The organism is Streptomyces sp. NBC_01298, from assembly GCF_035978755.1.
GTDB lineage: Bacteria > Actinomycetota > Actinomycetes > Streptomycetales > Streptomycetaceae > Streptomyces.
In genome coordinates, this window is record NZ_CP108414.1 from 6,661,070 (window position 1) to 6,677,046 (window position 15,977).

The following is a 15,977-nucleotide window of genomic DNA, read 5'->3' on the forward strand; positions in this document are numbered from 1 at the left end:
GATACGGACGGACGGCGGCGTGAAACGGTCTGAGAGAATTGGCGGGTGATCTCTCGTATCGACCTGCGCGGCAACACCCTCCCCGAGGGTGGCGCCCTGCGCGATCTGCTGCCCCGTGCCGAGTTCGACGTGGAAGCCGCCCTGGAGAAGGTGCGGCCCATCTGCGAGGACGTCCACCATCGTGGAACGGCGGCGCTGATCGAGTACGCGCGGAAGTTCGACGGGGTCGAGCTGGAGCAGGTCAGGGTGCCCGCCGAGGCCCTCAAGACCGCCCTCGACGAGCTCGACCCGGCCGTCCGCGCCGCCCTGGAGGAGTCGATCCGGCGCGCCCGGATCGTGCACCGCAGCCAGCGCCGGTCCGAGCACGTCACCCAGGTGGTCCCCGGCGGCACGGTGACCGAGAAGTGGGTGCCGGTGGAGCGCGTGGGGCTGTACGCCCCGGGCGGCCGTTCGGTGTACCCGTCCTCCGTCGTCATGAACGTGGTCCCGGCCCAGGAGGCGGGCGTCGAGTCCATCGCGCTCGCGTCCCCGCCGCAGAAGGAATTCGACGGTCTGCCGCACCCGACGATCCTCGCCGCGTGCGCGCTGCTCGGCGTGGACGAGGTGTACGCGGCCGGCGGCGCCCAGGCCGTCGCGATGTTCGCGTACGGGACGGAAGACTGCCCGCCCGCCAACATGGTGACCGGCCCCGGCAACATCTGGGTCGCCGCCGCCAAGCGCTACTTCACCGGCAAGATCGGCATCGACACCGAGGCCGGCCCCACCGAGATCGCGGTCCTCGCGGACTCCACGGCCGACCCGGTGCACGTCGCCGCCGACCTGATCAGCCAGGCCGAGCACGACCCGCTGGCCGCCGCCGTACTGGTGACGGACTCCGAGGAGCTCGCGGTCGCCGTCGAGAAGGAGCTGGAGCCGCAGGTCGCGGCCACCAAGCACATCGAGGACCGGATCAAGCCCGCGCTGGCCGGCCGCCAGTCCGCGATCGTGCTGGTCGACAGCCTGGAGGACGGCCTCAAGGTCGTCGACGCGTACGGCGCCGAGCACCTGGAGATCCAGACGGCCGACGCGGCCGCCTGGGCTGCCCGCGTGCGCAACGCCGGAGCGGTCTTCGTCGGCCCGTGGTCCCCGGTCTCGCTCGGCGACTACTGCGCCGGCTCCAACCACGTGCTGCCCACCGGCGGCTGCGCCTGCCACTCCTCGGGCCTGTCCGTGCAGTCCTTCCTGCGCGGCATCCACATCGTGGACTACACGCGCGACGCCCTCGCCGAGGTCACCCACCACGTGGTGACCCTGGCCGAAGCCGAGGACCTGCCCGCGCACGGCGCGGCTCTGAAGGCACGATTCGGTTGGAAGGTTCCGCAGGCATGACCCGCACCATCGGTATCGACGACCTCCCCATCCGGGACGAGCTGCGCGGCAAGACCCCGTACGGCGCCCCGCAGCTGGACGTGCCCGTCCAGCTCAACACCAACGAGAACCCGTACGGGCTGCCCGAGCCGCTCGTCGCGCGCATCGCCGAGCGCGTCGCGGAGGCCGCCCGCACCCTCAACCGGTACCCCGACCGGGACGCCGTCGAGCTGCGCACCGAGCTCGCCGCCTACCTCACCCGTACCGGCAAGCACCCGGTCGCGCGCGAGAACGTATGGGCCGCCAACGGCTCCAACGAGGTCCTCCAGCAGCTGCTGCAGACCTTCGGCGGGCCCGGCCGCACCGCGATCGGCTTCGAGCCCTCGTACTCGATGCACGCGCTGATCGCGCGCGGTACCGGGACCGACTGGATCTCCGGTCCGCGCAACGAGGACTTCACCATCGACGTGGCGGCGGCCGAGCAGGCCATCGCCGAGCACGCCCCCGACGTCGTCTTCATCACCTCGCCCAACAACCCCACGGGCACCGCGGTCGGGGCCGAGACGGTCCTGGCCCTCTACGAGGCGGCGCAGGCGGCCAAGCCCTCGCTCGTCATCGTGGACGAGGCCTACGTGGAGTTCAGCCACCGCGACTCGCTGCTGCCGCTCATCGAGGGCCGCCCGAACCTGGTGGTCTCCCGGACCATGTCCAAGGCCTTCGGCGCCGCGGGCCTGCGCCTGGGCTACCTGGCCGCGCACCCCGCCGTGGTCGACGCCGTACAGCTCGTACGCCTGCCGTACCACCTGTCGGCCGTCACCCAGGCGACCGCGCTGGCCGCCCTGGAATTCACCGACACCCTGCTCGGCTACGTCGAGCAGCTCAAGGCCGAGCGCGACCGCCTGGTCACCGAGCTGCGGGGGATCGGCTTCGAGGTCACCGACTCCGACTCGAACTTCGTACAGTTCGGCCGGTTCGAGAACTCCCACACCGCCTGGCAGAAGATCCTCGACCAGGGCGTCCTGGTCCGGGACAACGGCGTACCGGGATGGCTGCGGGTCACCGCGGGCACCCCGGCCGAGAACGACGCGTTCCTGGAAGCGGTTCGCGCACTGAACAAGGAGCAGCACGCATGAGCCGCATCGGACGGGTCGAACGGACCACCAAGGAGACCTCGGTCCTCGTCGAGATAAACCTCGACGGCACCGGCAAGGTCGACGTCTCGACGGGCGTGGGCTTCTACGACCACATGCTCGACCAGCTCGGCCGCCACGGCCTCTTCGACCTCACGGTCAAGACCGAGGGCGACCTGCACATCGACAGCCACCACACGATCGAGGACAGCGCCCTCGCGCTGGGCGCCGCCTTCAAGCAGGCCCTCGGCGACAAGGTCGGCATCTACCGCTTCGGCAACTGCACCGTGCCGCTCGACGAGTCCCTCGCCCAGGTGACCGTCGACCTGTCCGGCCGCCCGTACCTCGTGCACACCGAGCCCGAGAACATGGCGCCGATGATCGGCTCGTACGACACGACGATGACCCGGCACATCTTCGAGTCCTTCGTCGCGCAGGCCCAGATCGCCCTGCACATCCACGTGCCGTACGGCCGCAACGCCCACCACATCGTGGAGTGCCAGTTCAAGGCGCTGGCCAGGGCCCTGCGCTACGCCGCCGAGTTCGACCCGCGCGCCGCCGGGATCCTGCCCTCCACGAAGGGCGCCCTCTAGCGTGAACGGGCTCAACACGATCCTGATCGTCCTCGGCCTGTTCCTGGCCGGCGGCGTCTACTCCTTCAAGAAGCAGGAGATGCCGGCGTCGGTGATCATCCTGCTCGCCATCGGCTCCGTGATGTGCCTGGTCGCCGGAGTGCTGCGGATCCAGGGAATTTGGGAGTGAGCATGTCGACCCCCACCAAGAAGGTCGTGGTCTTCGACTACGGCTTCGGCAACGTCCGCTCCGCCGAGCGCGCTCTGGCGCGCGCCGGCGCGGACGTGGAGATCACCCGCGACTACGACAAGGCCATGGACGCCGACGGACTCCTCGTCCCCGGCGTCGGAGCCTTCTCCGCCTGCATGCAGGGGCTCAAGGACGCGCGCGGCGACTGGATCATCGGCCGCCGGCTCTCCGGCGGCCGTCCGGTCATGGGCATCTGCGTCGGCATGCAGATCCTCTTCGAGCGCGGCATCGAGCACGGCGTGGAGACCGAAGGGCTCGACGAGTGGCCCGGCACGGTCGGCCCGCTGCAGGCCCCGATCGTCCCCCACATGGGCTGGAACACCGTGGACGCGCCGGCCGACAGCCAGGCCTTCGCCGGCCTGGACGAGGACGCCCGCTTCTACTTCGTGCACTCCTACGCGGCCCACGACTGGTCGCTGGAAGTCACCAACCCGCTGATCAAGGCGCCCAAGGTCACCTGGGCCACGCACGGCGAGCGGTTCGTCGCGGCGGTGGAGAACGGGGCCCTGTGGGCCACCCAGTTCCACCCCGAGAAGTCCGGGGACGCCGGCGCCCAGCTCCTCACCAACTGGATCGAGACCCTGTGATGACGACGTCGAAGAAGCTCGAACTGCTCCCCGCCGTCGACGTCCGCGACGGCCAGGCCGTCCGCCTCGTGCACGGCGTCTCCGGCAGCGAGACCTCCTACGGCTCCCCGCTCCAGGCCGCCCTGGCCTGGCAGGCCTCCGGCGCCGAATGGCTGCACCTGGTCGACCTGGACGCCGCCTTCGGCACCGGCGACAACCGCGCGCTCGTCGCCGAGATCACCGGCGCCATGGACATCAAGGTCGAACTGTCCGGCGGCATCCGCGACGACGCCACGCTCGCCGCGGCCCTCGCCACCGGCTGCACCCGCGTCAACCTCGGCACCGCCGCCCTGGAGACCCCCGAGTGGGCCGCCAAGGCCATCGCCGAGCACGGCGACAAGATCGCGGTGGGCCTCGACGTACGCGGCACCACCCTCAAGGGCCGCGGCTGGACCAGCGAGGGCGGGGACCTCTACGAGACCCTCGCGCGCCTGGACTCCGAGGGCTGCGCCCGGTACGTCGTCACCGACATCGGCAAGGACGGCACCCTCACCGGCCCCAACCTGGAGCTGCTGAAGAACGTCTGCGCCGCCACCGACCGGCCCGTCGTGGCCTCCGGCGGCATCTCCTCCCTCGACGACCTGCGCGCGCTGGCCGGGCTCGTCGGGGCCGGCGTCGAGGGCGCCATCGTAGGCAAGGCCCTGTACGCCAAGGCGTTCACGCTCGAAGAAGCCCTGAAGGTGGTCTCCGCATGAGTTCCGACAACGGTTCCGCGCACACGTCCGCGAACAGTTCCACGAGCCCTTTCGAGGGCCGGCGCATCTCTTCCGGCGGCGCCTACGAGGACGTGCTCGGCTACTCCCGCGCCGTCCAGCTCCCCAACGGGCTGGTCCTGGTCTCGGGCTGCACCGGAGCCGACGCGGGCGGCCCGTACGACCAGACGAAGAAGGCCTTCTCCGTGGCCTTCAACGCGCTGGAGCAGGCCGGGCTCGGCCCCGAGCACGTGGTCCGCACCCGCCTCTACCTCACGCACGCCCGTGACGTGGACGAGGTCGGCCGCGCGCACAGCGAGCTCTTCGACAAGATCCGCCCCGCCTCGACGCTGATCATCGTCAACGGGTTCGTGGACCCCAGCATGGTCGTCGAGGTGGAGGTCGAGGCCTTCGGCCCCGTCGCCGGAGGCTCCGCATGACCCTCGCCGTACGGGTGATCCCCTGCCTGGACGTGGACAACGGCCGGGTCGTCAAGGGCGTCAACTTCCAGAACCTGCGCGACGCCGGCGACCCCGTCGAGATGGCCAAGCTCTACGACGCCGAAGGCGCCGACGAGCTGACCTTCCTCGACATCACCGCGTCCTCCGGCAACCGGGAGACCACCTACGACGTGGTGCGCCGCACCGCCGAGCAGGTCTTCATCCCGCTGACCGTCGGCGGCGGCGTCCGCACCGCGGACGACGTGGACAAGCTGCTGCGGGCCGGCGCCGACAAGGTCGGCGTGAACACCGCCGCCATCGCCCGGCCCGAGCTCATCCAGGAGATCGCCGAGCGCTTCGGCCGGCAGGTGCTGGTGCTGTCCGTGGACGCCCGCCGCACCGCCTCCGGCTCCTTCGAGGTGACCACCCACGGCGGCCGGCAGAGCGCCGGCATCGACGCCGTCGAGTGGGCGCACCGGGCGGCCGAGCTGGGCGCCGGGGAAATCCTGTTGAACTCGATGGACGCGGACGGTACCAAGGACGGCTACGACACCGAGATGATCGCGGCCGTGCGCAAGCACGTCACGGTCCCGGTGATCGCCTCGGGCGGCGCGGGCAGGCTCGCGCACTTCCCGCCGGCGATCGCGGCGGGCGCCGACGCGGTGCTCGCGGCGTCGGTGTTCCACTTCGGAGACCTGCGCATCGGGCAGGTCAAGGACGCACTGAGGGAAGCGGGCCACCCGGTCCGCTGAGGTTCGCTTCGCCCGTGGGGGGCTTGTCGTGAACGGGAACGTCTGGCGGGACGCCAATGTCCTGCGCTGGCTGGCCGCCTACGGGGCTTCGCTCGTCGGGGACGGGGTCTACTTCCTCGCCCTCGGCTGGGCGGCCGCCCAGAGCGCCGGCCCGGCCGAGGTCGGCCTGGTCATGGCGGTCGGCGCGATACCGAGGGCGCTGCTGATGCTGGGCGGCGGGGTGGTCGCCGACCGCTTCGGGCCCCGGCTGGTGGTCATCTCCTCCGACGCGGTGCGCTGCGCCGTCGTCCTGGGACTGGCGCTCGCCTTGGCCCTCGGCTCCCCGGGCCTGTGGGTCCTGGTGCTCGTCGCGCTGGTCTTCGGCATCGTGGACGCCCTGTTCATGCCGGCCGTCGGCGCGCTGCCGCCGCGGATCGCGGGGCCCGGCCAGCTGGTACGGGTCCAGGGGCTGCGCAGCCTCGCCGAACGCGTCGGGCACACCGCCGGGCCGCCGGTGGCGGGGCTGGCGATGGGGCTGGGCGGGCCGGCGTCGGCCTTCGCGGTGGCTTCGGCGCTGTTCGGGGTCTCGCTGGTGCTGCTGGTGGCGGTACGGATCGCCCCGCTGCCGGCTCCCGCGGAGCCCGCCGCGGCCGCCGCCCCCCAGACCCCTTGGCGGCAGCTCCGCTCGGGGCTCGGCTACATCCGGCGGCACGGGCTGATAGGCCCCCTGGTGCTGTCGGGAGCGCTGAGCCAGCTCGGCACCTCCGCGCCGATGACGCTGGGGCTGATCCTCGTCTCCGAGGAGCGCGGCTGGGGACCGGCCGGGGTCGGCTGGATCATCGGCGGGATGGGTGTGGGCGCGGCGTCGAGCGCGCTGGTGCTCACCCTGATCCCGAGGTTCCCCCGGGCCGGGGCGATCCAGAACCTCACCCTGATCATCGGCTCCGCGGGCATCGGCGGGCTGGTGCTGGCCCCGAACCTGCCGTTGGCGGTGGGACTGGCGGTGCTGACCGGCCTGGTCTGCGGGATCTGCGGCGGCCTGGCCATCGCCCTCATCCAGACGGCCACGGACCCCTCGTACCTGGGACGGGTCAGCTCCGTGATGGCCTTCACGGCGGTCGGCCTGGCCCCGCTGGCCTATCCCGTCTTCGGCTTCGCGGCGGACGCGTGGGGCGTGACCCCGGTCTTCCTGGCGGGGGCGGCGGTGAGCATGGCGGGCGCGATCGTAGGAACCTCGGCCCCCGCGGTCCGCCGCGCGGAACTGGCCTTCGCCTGAGCCCCGCCCCTTCTTCGGCGGGCGGGCCTCACATGCCCAGGCGGGCCACCGTGAGCTTCGCGATGGCTTCCTTCGGGCCGTCCAGTTCCACCGCGGCGGCGTCCTGACGGCCGAAGCAGAACAGGGTCAGCTCGCCCGGCTCGCCCGTGACCGTCACCACCGGCGCGCCCTTGTGCGCCACCGCCGTCTGGCCGTTCGGGCGGCGCAGGACCAGGCCCACCGGGGAGCGGCGGCCCGTCAGACGGGACAGCTTCTCCAGGCGGGACCACAGGGAGTCGGAGAAGACCGGGTCCAGGACGCGCGGGGACCAGTCCGGCTGGGCGCGGCGGACGTCCTCGGAGTGGACGTAGAACTCCACCGCGTTCGCCAGCTCGTCGATCTGCTTCAGCGAGTAGAGGGACATCTTCGGCGGGCCCGTGCGGATCAGCTGGATGAGTTCCTCGTACGGCTTGGCCCCGTACTCCGCCATCGCCTTGTCCAGGCGGGCCTTCAGCGCGTTCAGCAGCAGTCCGCCCGCCGCGTCCGGGCGACGCTCCCGGACCACCACGTGCGCGGCGAGCTCCCGCGTCCGCCAGCCTTCGCACAGCGTCGGCGCCTCCGGGCCCGCGGACTCCAACAGGTCGGCCAGCAGCAGTCGTTCACGCTTCGCATGGGTAGACATGCGGGCCAGCCTACGGCTGGAACCCGTCCCGTGCCTGCCCATCAGGCGGACAGGGATCCTTGATCGTCCCCCGGGCCCGGCACAATGGCTCCATGAGTACGTCCTCCCTCGATCCCGCCATCGCCGCCCGCCTCAAGCGCTCCGCCGACGGCCTGGTCCCGGCCATCGCCCAGCAGTACGACACCGGCGAGGTGCTCATGCTCGGCTGGATGGACGACGAGGCCCTGCACCTCACCCTGACCACCGGCCGGTGCACGTACTGGTCGCGCAGCCGTCAGGAGTACTGGGTCAAGGGCGACACTTCCGGCCACTTCCAGCACGTGAAGTCCGTCGCGCTCGACTGCGACGCCGACACCGTGCTCGTCCAGGTGGACCAGGTCGGCGCGGCCTGCCACACCGGTGCCCGGACGTGTTTCGATGCCGACGTCCTCCCCCTGGCCGGTCCCTCCGGCCCCACCGCCGAAGCCGAATAGCCGAAGCCGATCACGAGTAAGGTCCCACGCCATGGATCTTGAGACGTTCCGCAAGCTCGCGGCCGACCGCCGCGTCATCCCCGTCAGCCGCAAGCTGCTGGCGGACGGTGACACGCCCGTCGGGCTCTACCGCAAGCTGGCCGCCGAACGCCCCGGGACGTTCCTCCTGGAGTCCGCCGAGAACGGCCGCTCCTGGTCGCGCTACTCCTTCGTCGGCGTCCGCAGCGCCTCCACCCTCACGGTCAAGGACGGCCAGGCCCACTGGATCGGCACCCCGCCCGTCGGCGTCCCGACCTCGGGCGACCCCCTGGAGGCCCTGCGGCAGACCGTGGAGGCCCTGCACACCCCCCGGGACCTCGCCTCCGGCATGCCGCCCTTCACCGGCGGCATGGTCGGCTACCTCGGCTACGACATCGTGCGCCGCCTGGAGCGCATCGGCGAGCACACCGAGGACGACCTGCGACTGCCCGAGCTGACGATGCTGCTCACCTCCGACCTGGCGGTCCTGGACCACTGGGACGGCACCGTCCAGCTCATCGCCAACGCCATCAACCACAACGACCTCGCCGCGGGCGTGGACGAGGCCCACGCGGACGCCGTGGCCCGCCTCGACGCCATGGAGGCCGACCTCGCGCGGCCCGCCCCGTACGCGCCGATGCCGCTGCCCGACTCGCAGCTCCCGGAGTACTCGGCCCTGTGGGGCGGCGAGAAGTACCAGGCCGCCGTGGAGGACGTGAAGGAGCGGATCCGGGCCGGCGAGGCCTTCCAGGTGGTGCCCTCGCAGCGGTTCGAGACCCCGTGCAGCGCCTCCGCGCTCGACGTCTACCGGGTCCTGCGGGCCACCAACCCCTCCCCGTACATGTACCTCTTCCGCTTCGAGAACGGCTTCGACGTCGTCGGGTCCAGCCCCGAGGCGCTGGTCAAGGTCGAGGACGGGCGGGCCATGGTCCACCCCATCGCCGGCACCCGGCACCGGGGCGCCACCCCGCAGCAGGACAACGAGCTCGCCGACGAGCTGCTCGCCGACCCCAAGGAGCGAGCCGAGCACCTCATGCTCGTCGACCTCGGCCGCAACGACCTCGGCCGGGTCTGCGAGCCGGGATCGGTGGAGGTCGTCGACTTCATGAGCATCGAGCGGTACTCGCACGTCATGCACATCGTCTCCACCGTCACCGGGCGCGTCGCCGAGGGCAAGACCGCCTTCGACGTGCTCACCGCCTGCTTCCCGGCCGGCACCCTGTCCGGTGCGCCCAAGCCCCGCGCCATGCAGATCATCGAGGAGCTGGAGCCCACCCGCCGCGGGCTCTACGGCGGCTGCGTCGGCTACCTCGACTTCGCCGGGGACTCCGACACCGCCATCGCCATCCGCACCGCGCTGCTGCGCGACGGGAAGGCGTACGTGCAGGCCGGCGCCGGGGTCGTCGCCGACTCGGTGCCCGAGCTGGAGGACGCCGAGTGCCGCAACAAGGCCGCCGCGGTGCTCCGCGCGGTGGCGGCGGCGAACCGCCTCCACGGCGCCTGAGCCGGTAGGGGATAGTGGGGTACGTGAGTGCCGTGCCCCCGCCCCGAACCGAACACGCCGATGCCGCCGCCGAACCCGAGGCCCCCTCGGGCCGCGGCGGCCGCCGCAGCGTGGCCGTCGCCCTGCTCCTCGGCGCGCTCGGCGCCACCGTCGTCCTGCTCGCCTCCGGCCGCGTCTGGGCCCGGGGCGTCGCCGCGGTCGGCGGCGGCTCGCTGCCGGTGACCGCCGACGGGCGGGCCGTCACCGGCCTGCCCGCCGCCCTGGCCATCGTCGGACTCGCCGCCCTGGTCGCCGTCTTCGCCGTACGCGGCCGCAGCCGCCTGCTGGTCTCGGGGCTGCTCGCGCTGAGCGGCCTGGGCGCGGCGCTGGCGGCGCTGGCCAACGCGGACGGCCGTGGCGCGCTGGACGCGGAGGCGGCCCGTACGACGGCCGACGCCGCGGCCCACGTGGCCGGCCTGACCCATACCGCCTGGCCCTACGTGACGGCGGCCGGCGGGGCACTGATCCTGCTGGCGGGACTGCTCGCGCTGCGCTTCGGGAGCGCCTGGCCCGCGATGGGCGGCCGCTACGAGCGCGACGGCAGCCCGCTACCGCGCAAGGCGGCCGTGGTGGACCCGGACCGGCCGGAGGACATGTGGAAGGCCCTGGACCGGGGCGAGGACCCCACCGGCCCGGAGCCCACCCGCTGAACCCGCGATCCGACGCGTCAACCCGGACCCGACCCCGTGAACGAGGCCGGGTCCCGGTGCGGGACAATGACCAGCGAGCGTTGACCACATCACCGTTCACACAGCATGTGCGGCGTGCGACAGAGCACACCCGAGTACGAGGAGCAACTCATGGCGGGCACTAGCCACGGACACACCCCGGCCGCCTGGACCGGTGTCATCATCGCGGTCATCGGTTTCTGCATCTCCGGTGCCTTCATGGTGCTGGCGAACCCGCTGGGCTTCTACGCGGGCCTCGTCGTCGTCGTCATCGGCGGTGTCGTGGGCATGGCGATGAAGGCCGCGGGCATGGGCGCGCCCAAGGCCGCGCACCAGGACCTCGCCGAGGTCATCGCCGCGAACCGCGTCGCCGCGAAGGTCTGACGCGCCGACCGGGCGGTAGCCGGTACGCCGGTTTTCGAAAGGCGCGGCCCTGTCGGGCTGCGCCTTTTGTCATGAGCGGAGAGAATCAGCGGGTGGACGCCTCCTCCGGAACGACCGATCTCGCGCCGCCTCCCGCGCCCGTGTCCCGGGCCGGCCGGCTGGTGCGTCCGGCGCTCACGCTGACCGCGGCCGCCGCGGCCCTCGCCTACGTGGGGACCGTGGACCCGAACGAGCCGGGCCACTATCCGGTCTGCCCGCTGTTCCGGCTGACCGGGGTCCTGTGCCCCGGCTGCGGCGGGCTGCGCAGTGCCCACGCGTTCGCCCACGGCGATCTCGTGACAGCTATCGGGGCAAATGCCCTGGCGGTCGCGGGCTACTTCTTCTTCGCCGGTTTCATGGTCCTGTGGCTGGTTCGGGCCTATCGGGGGGTACGGGCCCCGAGGCCCGTAGTACGGCGGCCGCACTGGTGGGGGATCGGCACGGTCTGGTGGGCGATCGGTGCGGTGGCCCTGGTCTTCTCCGTTGTCCGGAACCTGCCCGTGGGCTCTTTCCTGGCGCCCTGAGGTATAGCTGAAGTAAATATTCCGGATGTCCATTTAATGGGACGCCGTCAACCGCGTGCGGAGGGCAAGGCGTCCTGCGGATACCATTTGAACTGCTGACCTTGCAGTTGTACGTGTCTGCAAGGCGGCCGACCGTCATCGACCCGGAAGGGGGCCGCTCGCGTGAGTGTGCTCGACGAGATCATCGAAGGGGTCCGCGAAGACCTTGCCGAACGGCAGGCGCGCGTCAGCCTCGACGAGCTCAAGGAGCGTGCCGCCAAGGCGCCCCAGGCCAAGGACGGCGTCGCTGCCCTGCGCGGCGACAGCGTCAAGGTGATCTGCGAGGTCAAGCGTTCCAGCCCCTCCAAGGGTGCGCTGGCCGCCATCGCCGATCCGGCCGGGCTCGCCGCCGACTACGAAGCGGGCGGTGCGGCGGTCATTTCCGTCCTCACCGAGCAGCGTCGTTTCGGTGGCTCGCTGGCCGACCTGGAGGCCGTCCGCGCCCGCGTGGACATCCCGATCCTGCGCAAGGACTTCATCGTCACGGCGTACCAGCTGTGGGAGGCCCGCGCCTACGGCGCCGACCTCGTGCTGCTGATCGTCGCGGCCCTGGAGCAGGAGGCCCTCGTCTCCCTCATCGAGCGGGCCGAGTCCATCGGCCTCACCCCGCTCGTCGAGGTCCACGACGAGGAGGAGATCGAGCGTGCGGTCGCGGCGGGCGCCAAGATCATCGGCGTCAACGCCCGCAACCTGAAGGACCTCAAGGTCGACCGCTCCACCTTCGAGCGGATCGTCGGCGAGATCCCGGCCCACATCGTGAAGGTTGCCGAGTCCGGCATCCGCGGGCCGCACGACCTGATCGCCTATGCGAACGAGGGCGCCGACGCCGTCCTCGTCGGGGAGTCCCTGGTGACCGGCCGCGACCCGAAGGCGGCCGTGGCCGACCTCGTCGCCGCCGGAGCCCACCCCGCCCTGCGCCACGGGCGGAGCTGACCCGCACCCATGGCCCGAAACCGCCCCTCCGTCCGCACCCGGCCGGGCTCCGGCCTGGCCGGCGTGCCGACGGCGCACGCGCCCCTGGCGCGCGGCTGCCGCCCTCGCGGCTGCCGCGCCCCGGCCCGGCGCGTGCGGGGGCGGCGGGTCCGGTACGTGATCGGCTCCGAGCCCGGTCAGGTCAACGGCATGCGATGGCGACCCGGAGTCGCGTCGTAACGAGGCCCGCCGGACGGTGTACGTCGTACACCCGTCTCCGTCGGCGTCCTCTTACGGTCCGTTCCCCCGAGCCGCCGGCTCCTGGACGGGCCGCTCCGCACCCTCGTACGCCCATGCCCCAGCGGGGTGTGCGCATCGCGGGCGGACGGCGCAATACGGTGAAGACATCCGCGTCGCATCCGTAGGAGTACCTGGGCATGTCCAGCGCCAGCAGTTTCTTCATCCCGGACCCCGAGGGTCACATCCCCAACGCCGAGGGCTACTTCGGCGACTTCGGCGGCAAGTTCATCCCGGAGGCGCTCGTCGCCGCCGTGGACGAGGTCGCCGTCGAGTACGAGAAGGCCAAGGGCGACCCGGCCTTCGCGGCCGAGCTCGACGACCTGATGGTCAACTACACCGGCCGTCCCAGCTCCCTGACCGAGGTGCCCCGCTTCGCCGAGCACGCGGGCGGAGCGCGGATCTTCCTCAAGCGCGAGGACCTGAACCACACCGGCTCGCACAAGATCAACAACGTGCTGGGCCAGGCGCTGCTCACCAAGCGCATGGGCAAGACCCGCGTCATCGCGGAGACCGGAGCCGGTCAGCACGGCGTGGCCACCGCCACCGCCTGCGCGCTCTTCGGCCTCGAGTGCACGATCTACATGGGCGAGATCGACACCCAGCGCCAGGCGCTGAACGTGGCCCGGATGCGCATCCTGGGCGCCGAGGTCATCGCGGTGAAGTCCGGCTCCCGGACGCTGAAGGACGCCATCAACGAGGCGTTCCGCGACTGGGTCGCCAACGTGGACCGCACCCACTACCTCTTCGGCACGGTCGCGGGACCCCACCCCTTCCCCGCCATGGTCCGCGACTTCCACCGCGTCATCGGCGTCGAGGCCCGCCGCCAGATCCTGGAGCGAGCCGGACGCCTCCCCGACGCCGTCGCGGCGTGCGTGGGCGGCGGCTCGAACGCCATCGGCCTCTTCCACGCCTTCATCCCGGACGCCGACGTCCGCCTGGTCGGCTTCGAGCCCGCCGGACACGGCGTGGAGACCGGCGAGCACGCGGCGACCCTGACCGCGGGCGAGCCCGGCATCCTGCACGGATCGCGCTCCTACGTCCTGCAGGACGAGGAGGGCCAGATCACCGAGCCCTACTCCATCTCGGCCGGTCTGGACTACCCGGGCATCGGCCCGGAGCACTCGTACCTCAAGGACGCGGGCCGCGCCGAATACCGCGCGATCACCGACGACCAGGCGATGCAGGCCCTGCGGCTGCTCTCGCGCACCGAGGGCATCATCCCGGCCATCGAGTCGGCGCACGCCCTCGCGGGCGCGCTGGACCTCGGCAAGGAGCTCGGCAAGGACGGGCTGCTCGTCGTCAACCTGTCCGGCCGCGGCGACAAGGACATGGACACCGCCGCCCGCTACTTCGACCTGTACGACGCCTCCGAGGGGGAGACCAAGTGAGCGGCACCATCGAACTCCTCTCGGCCACCCTCGCGAAGGCGAAGTCCGAGGACCGCGCGGCCCTCGTCGCCTACCTCCCGGCCGGCTTCCCGACCGTGGACGGGGCCATCGAAGCCGTCAAGGCCGTCATCGCCGGCGGCGCGGACGTGGTCGAGATCGGCCTCCCGCACAGCGACCCGGTCCTGGACGGCGCCATCATCCAGACCGCCGACGACATCGCCCTGCGCGGCGGGGTCAAGATCGCGGACACCCTGCGGACCGTCCGCGAGGCGTACGAGGCCACGGGCGCCCCGATCCTCGTCATGACGTACTGGAACCCCATCGACCGCTACGGCGTCGAGCGGTTCACCGCCGAGCTCGCCGAGGCCGGCGGCGCGGGCTGCATCCTGCCCGACCTGCCGGTCCAGGAGTCCGCGCTGTGGCGCGAGCACGCGGCCAAGCACGGTCTGGCGACCGTCTTCGTCGTGGCTCCCAGCAGCAAGGACGAGCGCCTCGCCACCATCACGGCGGCCGGCTCCGGCTTCGTCTACGCCGCCTCCCTCATGGGCGTCACCGGCACCCGCGAGTCGGTCGGCAACCAGGCCGCCGACCTGGTCCGGCGCACCCGCGCCACCAGCGACCTGCCGGTCTGCGTCGGACTGGGCGTCTCCAACGCCGTCCAGGCCAAGGAGGTCGCGGGCTTCGCCGACGGCGTCATCGTCGGCTCGGCCTTCGTGAAGCTGCTGCTCGACGCGCCGGACCTGCCCGCCGGGCTGGCCGCCGTCAAGGCACTGGCGGGCGAGCTCGCCGCGGGAGTGCGCCGGAGCTGACGTGTTGCGCGTTCGATAGGGCAGCCGGACCCCTGAGCGGGTTCTGTAGCCCGATCGGGTGGAAGTAGGGGCAGGGAGGCACGAGAGTGCCTCCCTGCTTCGTTTGGCCGAACGTGAGCGACATGAACGACGGTGCGAACCGCGATGCGACGAAACGATCGGCCCGCGAGCGACTCCAGGCGGAGCGCGAGAAGCAGAAGGCGAGGGACAAGCGGCGGCGGACCCTCGTCGTGTCGGCGGCGGTGGTCGGCGTACTCGGGCTGGCGGCCGTCGTCGGCCTGATCGCGGCGAACACCGGCAAGGGCGGATCCTCCGCCAAGGGCGGCCCGCTGGTGGCCCCCTCCGGAGCCACGGGCAAGGACGCGCTGGCCATCCAGGCCGGCAAGGACGAGGCCCCCTCCACGCTGACCGTGTGGGAGGACTTCCGCTGCCCGGCCTGCAAGGCCTTCGAGACCAATTACCGGGACACCGTCCACGAGCTGGAGGCCAAGGGCCTCCTCAAGGTCGAGTACCACCTCGTCACCCTGATCGACGGGAACATGGGCGGCACCGGCTCGCTCAAGAGCGCCAACGCCGCCGCCTGCGCGCAGGACGCCGGGAAGTTCTCCCCTTACCACGACGTGCTCTTCGACAACCAGCCCGAGGAGACCAACGACGCCTACGGCAAGAACGCCAAGCTGCTGGAGCTGGCCGGGAAGGTCGACGGACTGGACACCCCCGCGTTCCGCACCTGCGTCGAGGACGGTACGCACGACAGCTGGGTGAACAAGTCGCAGGACGCCTTCCGCGCGGGCAAGTTCCGCGGGACCCCGACCGTGCTGCTCGACGGCAAGGACATCTTCGCGGACCAGGCCAACCCGCTGACCCCGCAGAAGCTGAAGGAGAAGGTGGAAGCGGCCGGCAAGGGCGGCCCGGGCGGGGTGAAGGGCTCGCCGTCGGCGTCTCCGTCGGCGTCGGCGTCAGCATCGGCGTCGGCGTCCGGATCCAAGTCCAAGTCGAAGTCCGGATCGCCGTCGTCCTCCGTTTCCGCGTCGGGCTCGGCGAAGGCCTCCCCGTCCTCCTCGGCCCGCTCGGCGGGACGGTCGGCCACGGGCGGTTCGGGCTCCGCCGACGCCTCTGCGGACCACGACGGGATGCCCATGGGGCACTGACGGC

The 15,977-nt window shown here is 71.9% G+C and carries 19 protein-coding genes and 1 pseudogene; 19 read left to right on the plus strand and 1 reads right to left on the minus strand.

Annotated elements, in window-relative coordinates; all coding sequences use genetic code 11:
- The first annotated feature begins 45 nt into the window (after positions 1-45).
- Genes hisD through OG730_RS30295 form a run of 9 tightly spaced genes read left to right on the plus strand, consistent with a single transcriptional unit; the run spans position 46 to position 7,064 of the window.
- Positions 46-1,368, plus strand: coding sequence for a histidinol dehydrogenase (hisD, locus tag OG730_RS30255; RefSeq protein WP_327307198.1), 1,323 nt, complete (start codon positions 46-48; stop codon positions 1,366-1,368).
- Positions 1,365-2,480 carry a histidinol-phosphate transaminase gene (locus tag OG730_RS30260; RefSeq protein ID WP_327307199.1) on the plus strand — a complete coding sequence of 372 codons (1,116 nt, stop codon included), beginning with the start codon at positions 1,365-1,367 and terminating at the stop codon, positions 2,478-2,480. Before hisD ends, OG730_RS30260 begins: the two co-directional genes overlap by 4 nt.
- Positions 2,477-3,070: an imidazoleglycerol-phosphate dehydratase HisB gene (hisB, locus tag OG730_RS30265; RefSeq protein ID WP_215035049.1), complete on the plus strand. Its 594-nt coding sequence runs from the start codon at positions 2,477-2,479 to the stop codon at positions 3,068-3,070. Before OG730_RS30260 ends, hisB begins: the two co-directional genes overlap by 4 nt.
- 1 nt (position 3,071) lies before the next feature.
- Positions 3,072-3,239 carry a CG2302 family histidine operon protein gene (locus OG730_RS30270; RefSeq protein WP_327307200.1) on the plus strand — a complete coding sequence of 56 codons (168 nt, stop codon included), beginning with the start codon at positions 3,072-3,074 and terminating at the stop codon, positions 3,237-3,239.
- 2 nt (positions 3,240-3,241) lie between these two features.
- A complete protein-coding gene (hisH, locus tag OG730_RS30275) occupies positions 3,242-3,886 on the plus strand; it encodes an imidazole glycerol phosphate synthase subunit HisH (RefSeq protein ID WP_327307201.1) in 645 nt (214 codons plus the stop codon).
- Positions 3,886-4,620, plus strand: a complete 735-nt coding sequence (gene priA / locus OG730_RS30280) for a bifunctional 1-(5-phosphoribosyl)-5-((5-phosphoribosylamino)methylideneamino)imidazole-4-carboxamide isomerase/phosphoribosylanthranilate isomerase PriA (RefSeq protein WP_243330271.1) — start codon at positions 3,886-3,888, stop codon at positions 4,618-4,620. Before hisH ends, priA begins: the two co-directional genes overlap by 1 nt.
- Positions 4,617-5,057 carry a RidA family protein gene (locus OG730_RS30285; protein ID WP_327307202.1) on the plus strand — a complete coding sequence of 147 codons (441 nt, stop codon included), beginning with the start codon at positions 4,617-4,619 and terminating at the stop codon, positions 5,055-5,057. Before priA ends, OG730_RS30285 begins: the two co-directional genes overlap by 4 nt.
- Positions 5,054-5,809 carry an imidazole glycerol phosphate synthase subunit HisF gene (hisF, locus tag OG730_RS30290; protein ID WP_327307203.1) on the plus strand — a complete coding sequence of 252 codons (756 nt, stop codon included), beginning with the start codon at positions 5,054-5,056 and terminating at the stop codon, positions 5,807-5,809. The genes OG730_RS30285 and hisF overlap by 4 nt, the downstream gene beginning before the upstream one ends.
- Positions 5,810-5,837: 28 nt before the next feature.
- Complete coding sequence (locus OG730_RS30295; protein WP_327307204.1) at positions 5,838-7,064, plus strand: MFS transporter; 1,227 nt, start codon at positions 5,838-5,840, stop codon at positions 7,062-7,064.
- 28 nt (positions 7,065-7,092) lie between these two features.
- On the opposite strand, the gene OG730_RS30300 is transcribed toward OG730_RS30295, so the two are convergent.
- A complete protein-coding gene (locus tag OG730_RS30300; RefSeq protein ID WP_327307205.1) occupies positions 7,093-7,725 on the minus strand; it encodes a TIGR03085 family metal-binding protein in 633 nt (210 codons plus the stop codon).
- 92 nt (positions 7,726-7,817) lie between these two features.
- Here OG730_RS30300 and hisI point away from each other — a divergent pair, with 92 nt between their 5' ends.
- The 10 genes and pseudogenes from hisI to OG730_RS30350 form a co-directional block, all read left to right on the plus strand.
- Positions 7,818-8,198, plus strand: a complete 381-nt coding sequence (gene hisI, locus OG730_RS30305; RefSeq protein WP_327307206.1) for a phosphoribosyl-AMP cyclohydrolase — start codon at positions 7,818-7,820, stop codon at positions 8,196-8,198.
- Positions 8,199-8,229: 31 nt separating this feature from the next.
- The gene (locus OG730_RS30310; RefSeq protein WP_327307207.1) at positions 8,230-9,720 is read left to right on the plus strand and encodes an anthranilate synthase component I; all 1,491 of its coding nucleotides are present in this window, start codon (positions 8,230-8,232) and stop codon (positions 9,718-9,720) included.
- 14 nt (positions 9,721-9,734) lie between these two features.
- Positions 9,735-10,409 carry a TIGR02234 family membrane protein gene (locus OG730_RS30315; protein ID WP_327307208.1) on the plus strand — a complete coding sequence of 225 codons (675 nt, stop codon included), beginning with the start codon at positions 9,735-9,737 and terminating at the stop codon, positions 10,407-10,409.
- Positions 10,410-10,559: 150 nt separating this feature from the next.
- On the plus strand, positions 10,560-10,811 hold the full coding sequence (locus OG730_RS30320) for an HGxxPAAW family protein (protein ID WP_327307209.1): 252 nt from the start codon (positions 10,560-10,562) through the stop codon (positions 10,809-10,811).
- 71 nt (positions 10,812-10,882) lie between these two features.
- Complete coding sequence (locus OG730_RS30325) at positions 10,883-11,374, plus strand: DUF2752 domain-containing protein (protein WP_327307210.1); 492 nt, start codon at positions 10,883-10,885, stop codon at positions 11,372-11,374.
- A 162-nt stretch (positions 11,375-11,536) separates the two neighbouring features.
- Complete coding sequence (gene trpC / locus OG730_RS30330) at positions 11,537-12,346, plus strand: indole-3-glycerol phosphate synthase TrpC (RefSeq protein ID WP_250743801.1); 810 nt, start codon at positions 11,537-11,539, stop codon at positions 12,344-12,346.
- A gap of 9 nt (positions 12,347-12,355) precedes the next feature.
- Entirely contained in the window at positions 12,356-12,565 is a 210-nt protein-coding gene (gene trpM, locus OG730_RS30335; RefSeq protein ID WP_250743802.1) for a tryptophan biosynthesis modulator TrpM, read from the plus strand.
- Between the two features lie 197 nt (positions 12,566-12,762).
- On the plus strand, positions 12,763-14,013 hold the full coding sequence (gene trpB, locus OG730_RS30340; RefSeq protein ID WP_327307211.1) for a tryptophan synthase subunit beta: 1,251 nt from the start codon (positions 12,763-12,765) through the stop codon (positions 14,011-14,013).
- Complete coding sequence (trpA, locus tag OG730_RS30345; RefSeq protein WP_327307212.1) at positions 14,010-14,822, plus strand: tryptophan synthase subunit alpha; 813 nt, start codon at positions 14,010-14,012, stop codon at positions 14,820-14,822. The genes trpB and trpA overlap by 4 nt, the downstream gene beginning before the upstream one ends.
- Before the next feature lie 122 nt (positions 14,823-14,944).
- Positions 14,945-15,730, plus strand: a pseudogene (locus tag OG730_RS30350) (DsbA family protein); the annotation flags it as partial.
- Positions 15,731-15,977 lie beyond the last annotated feature (247 nt).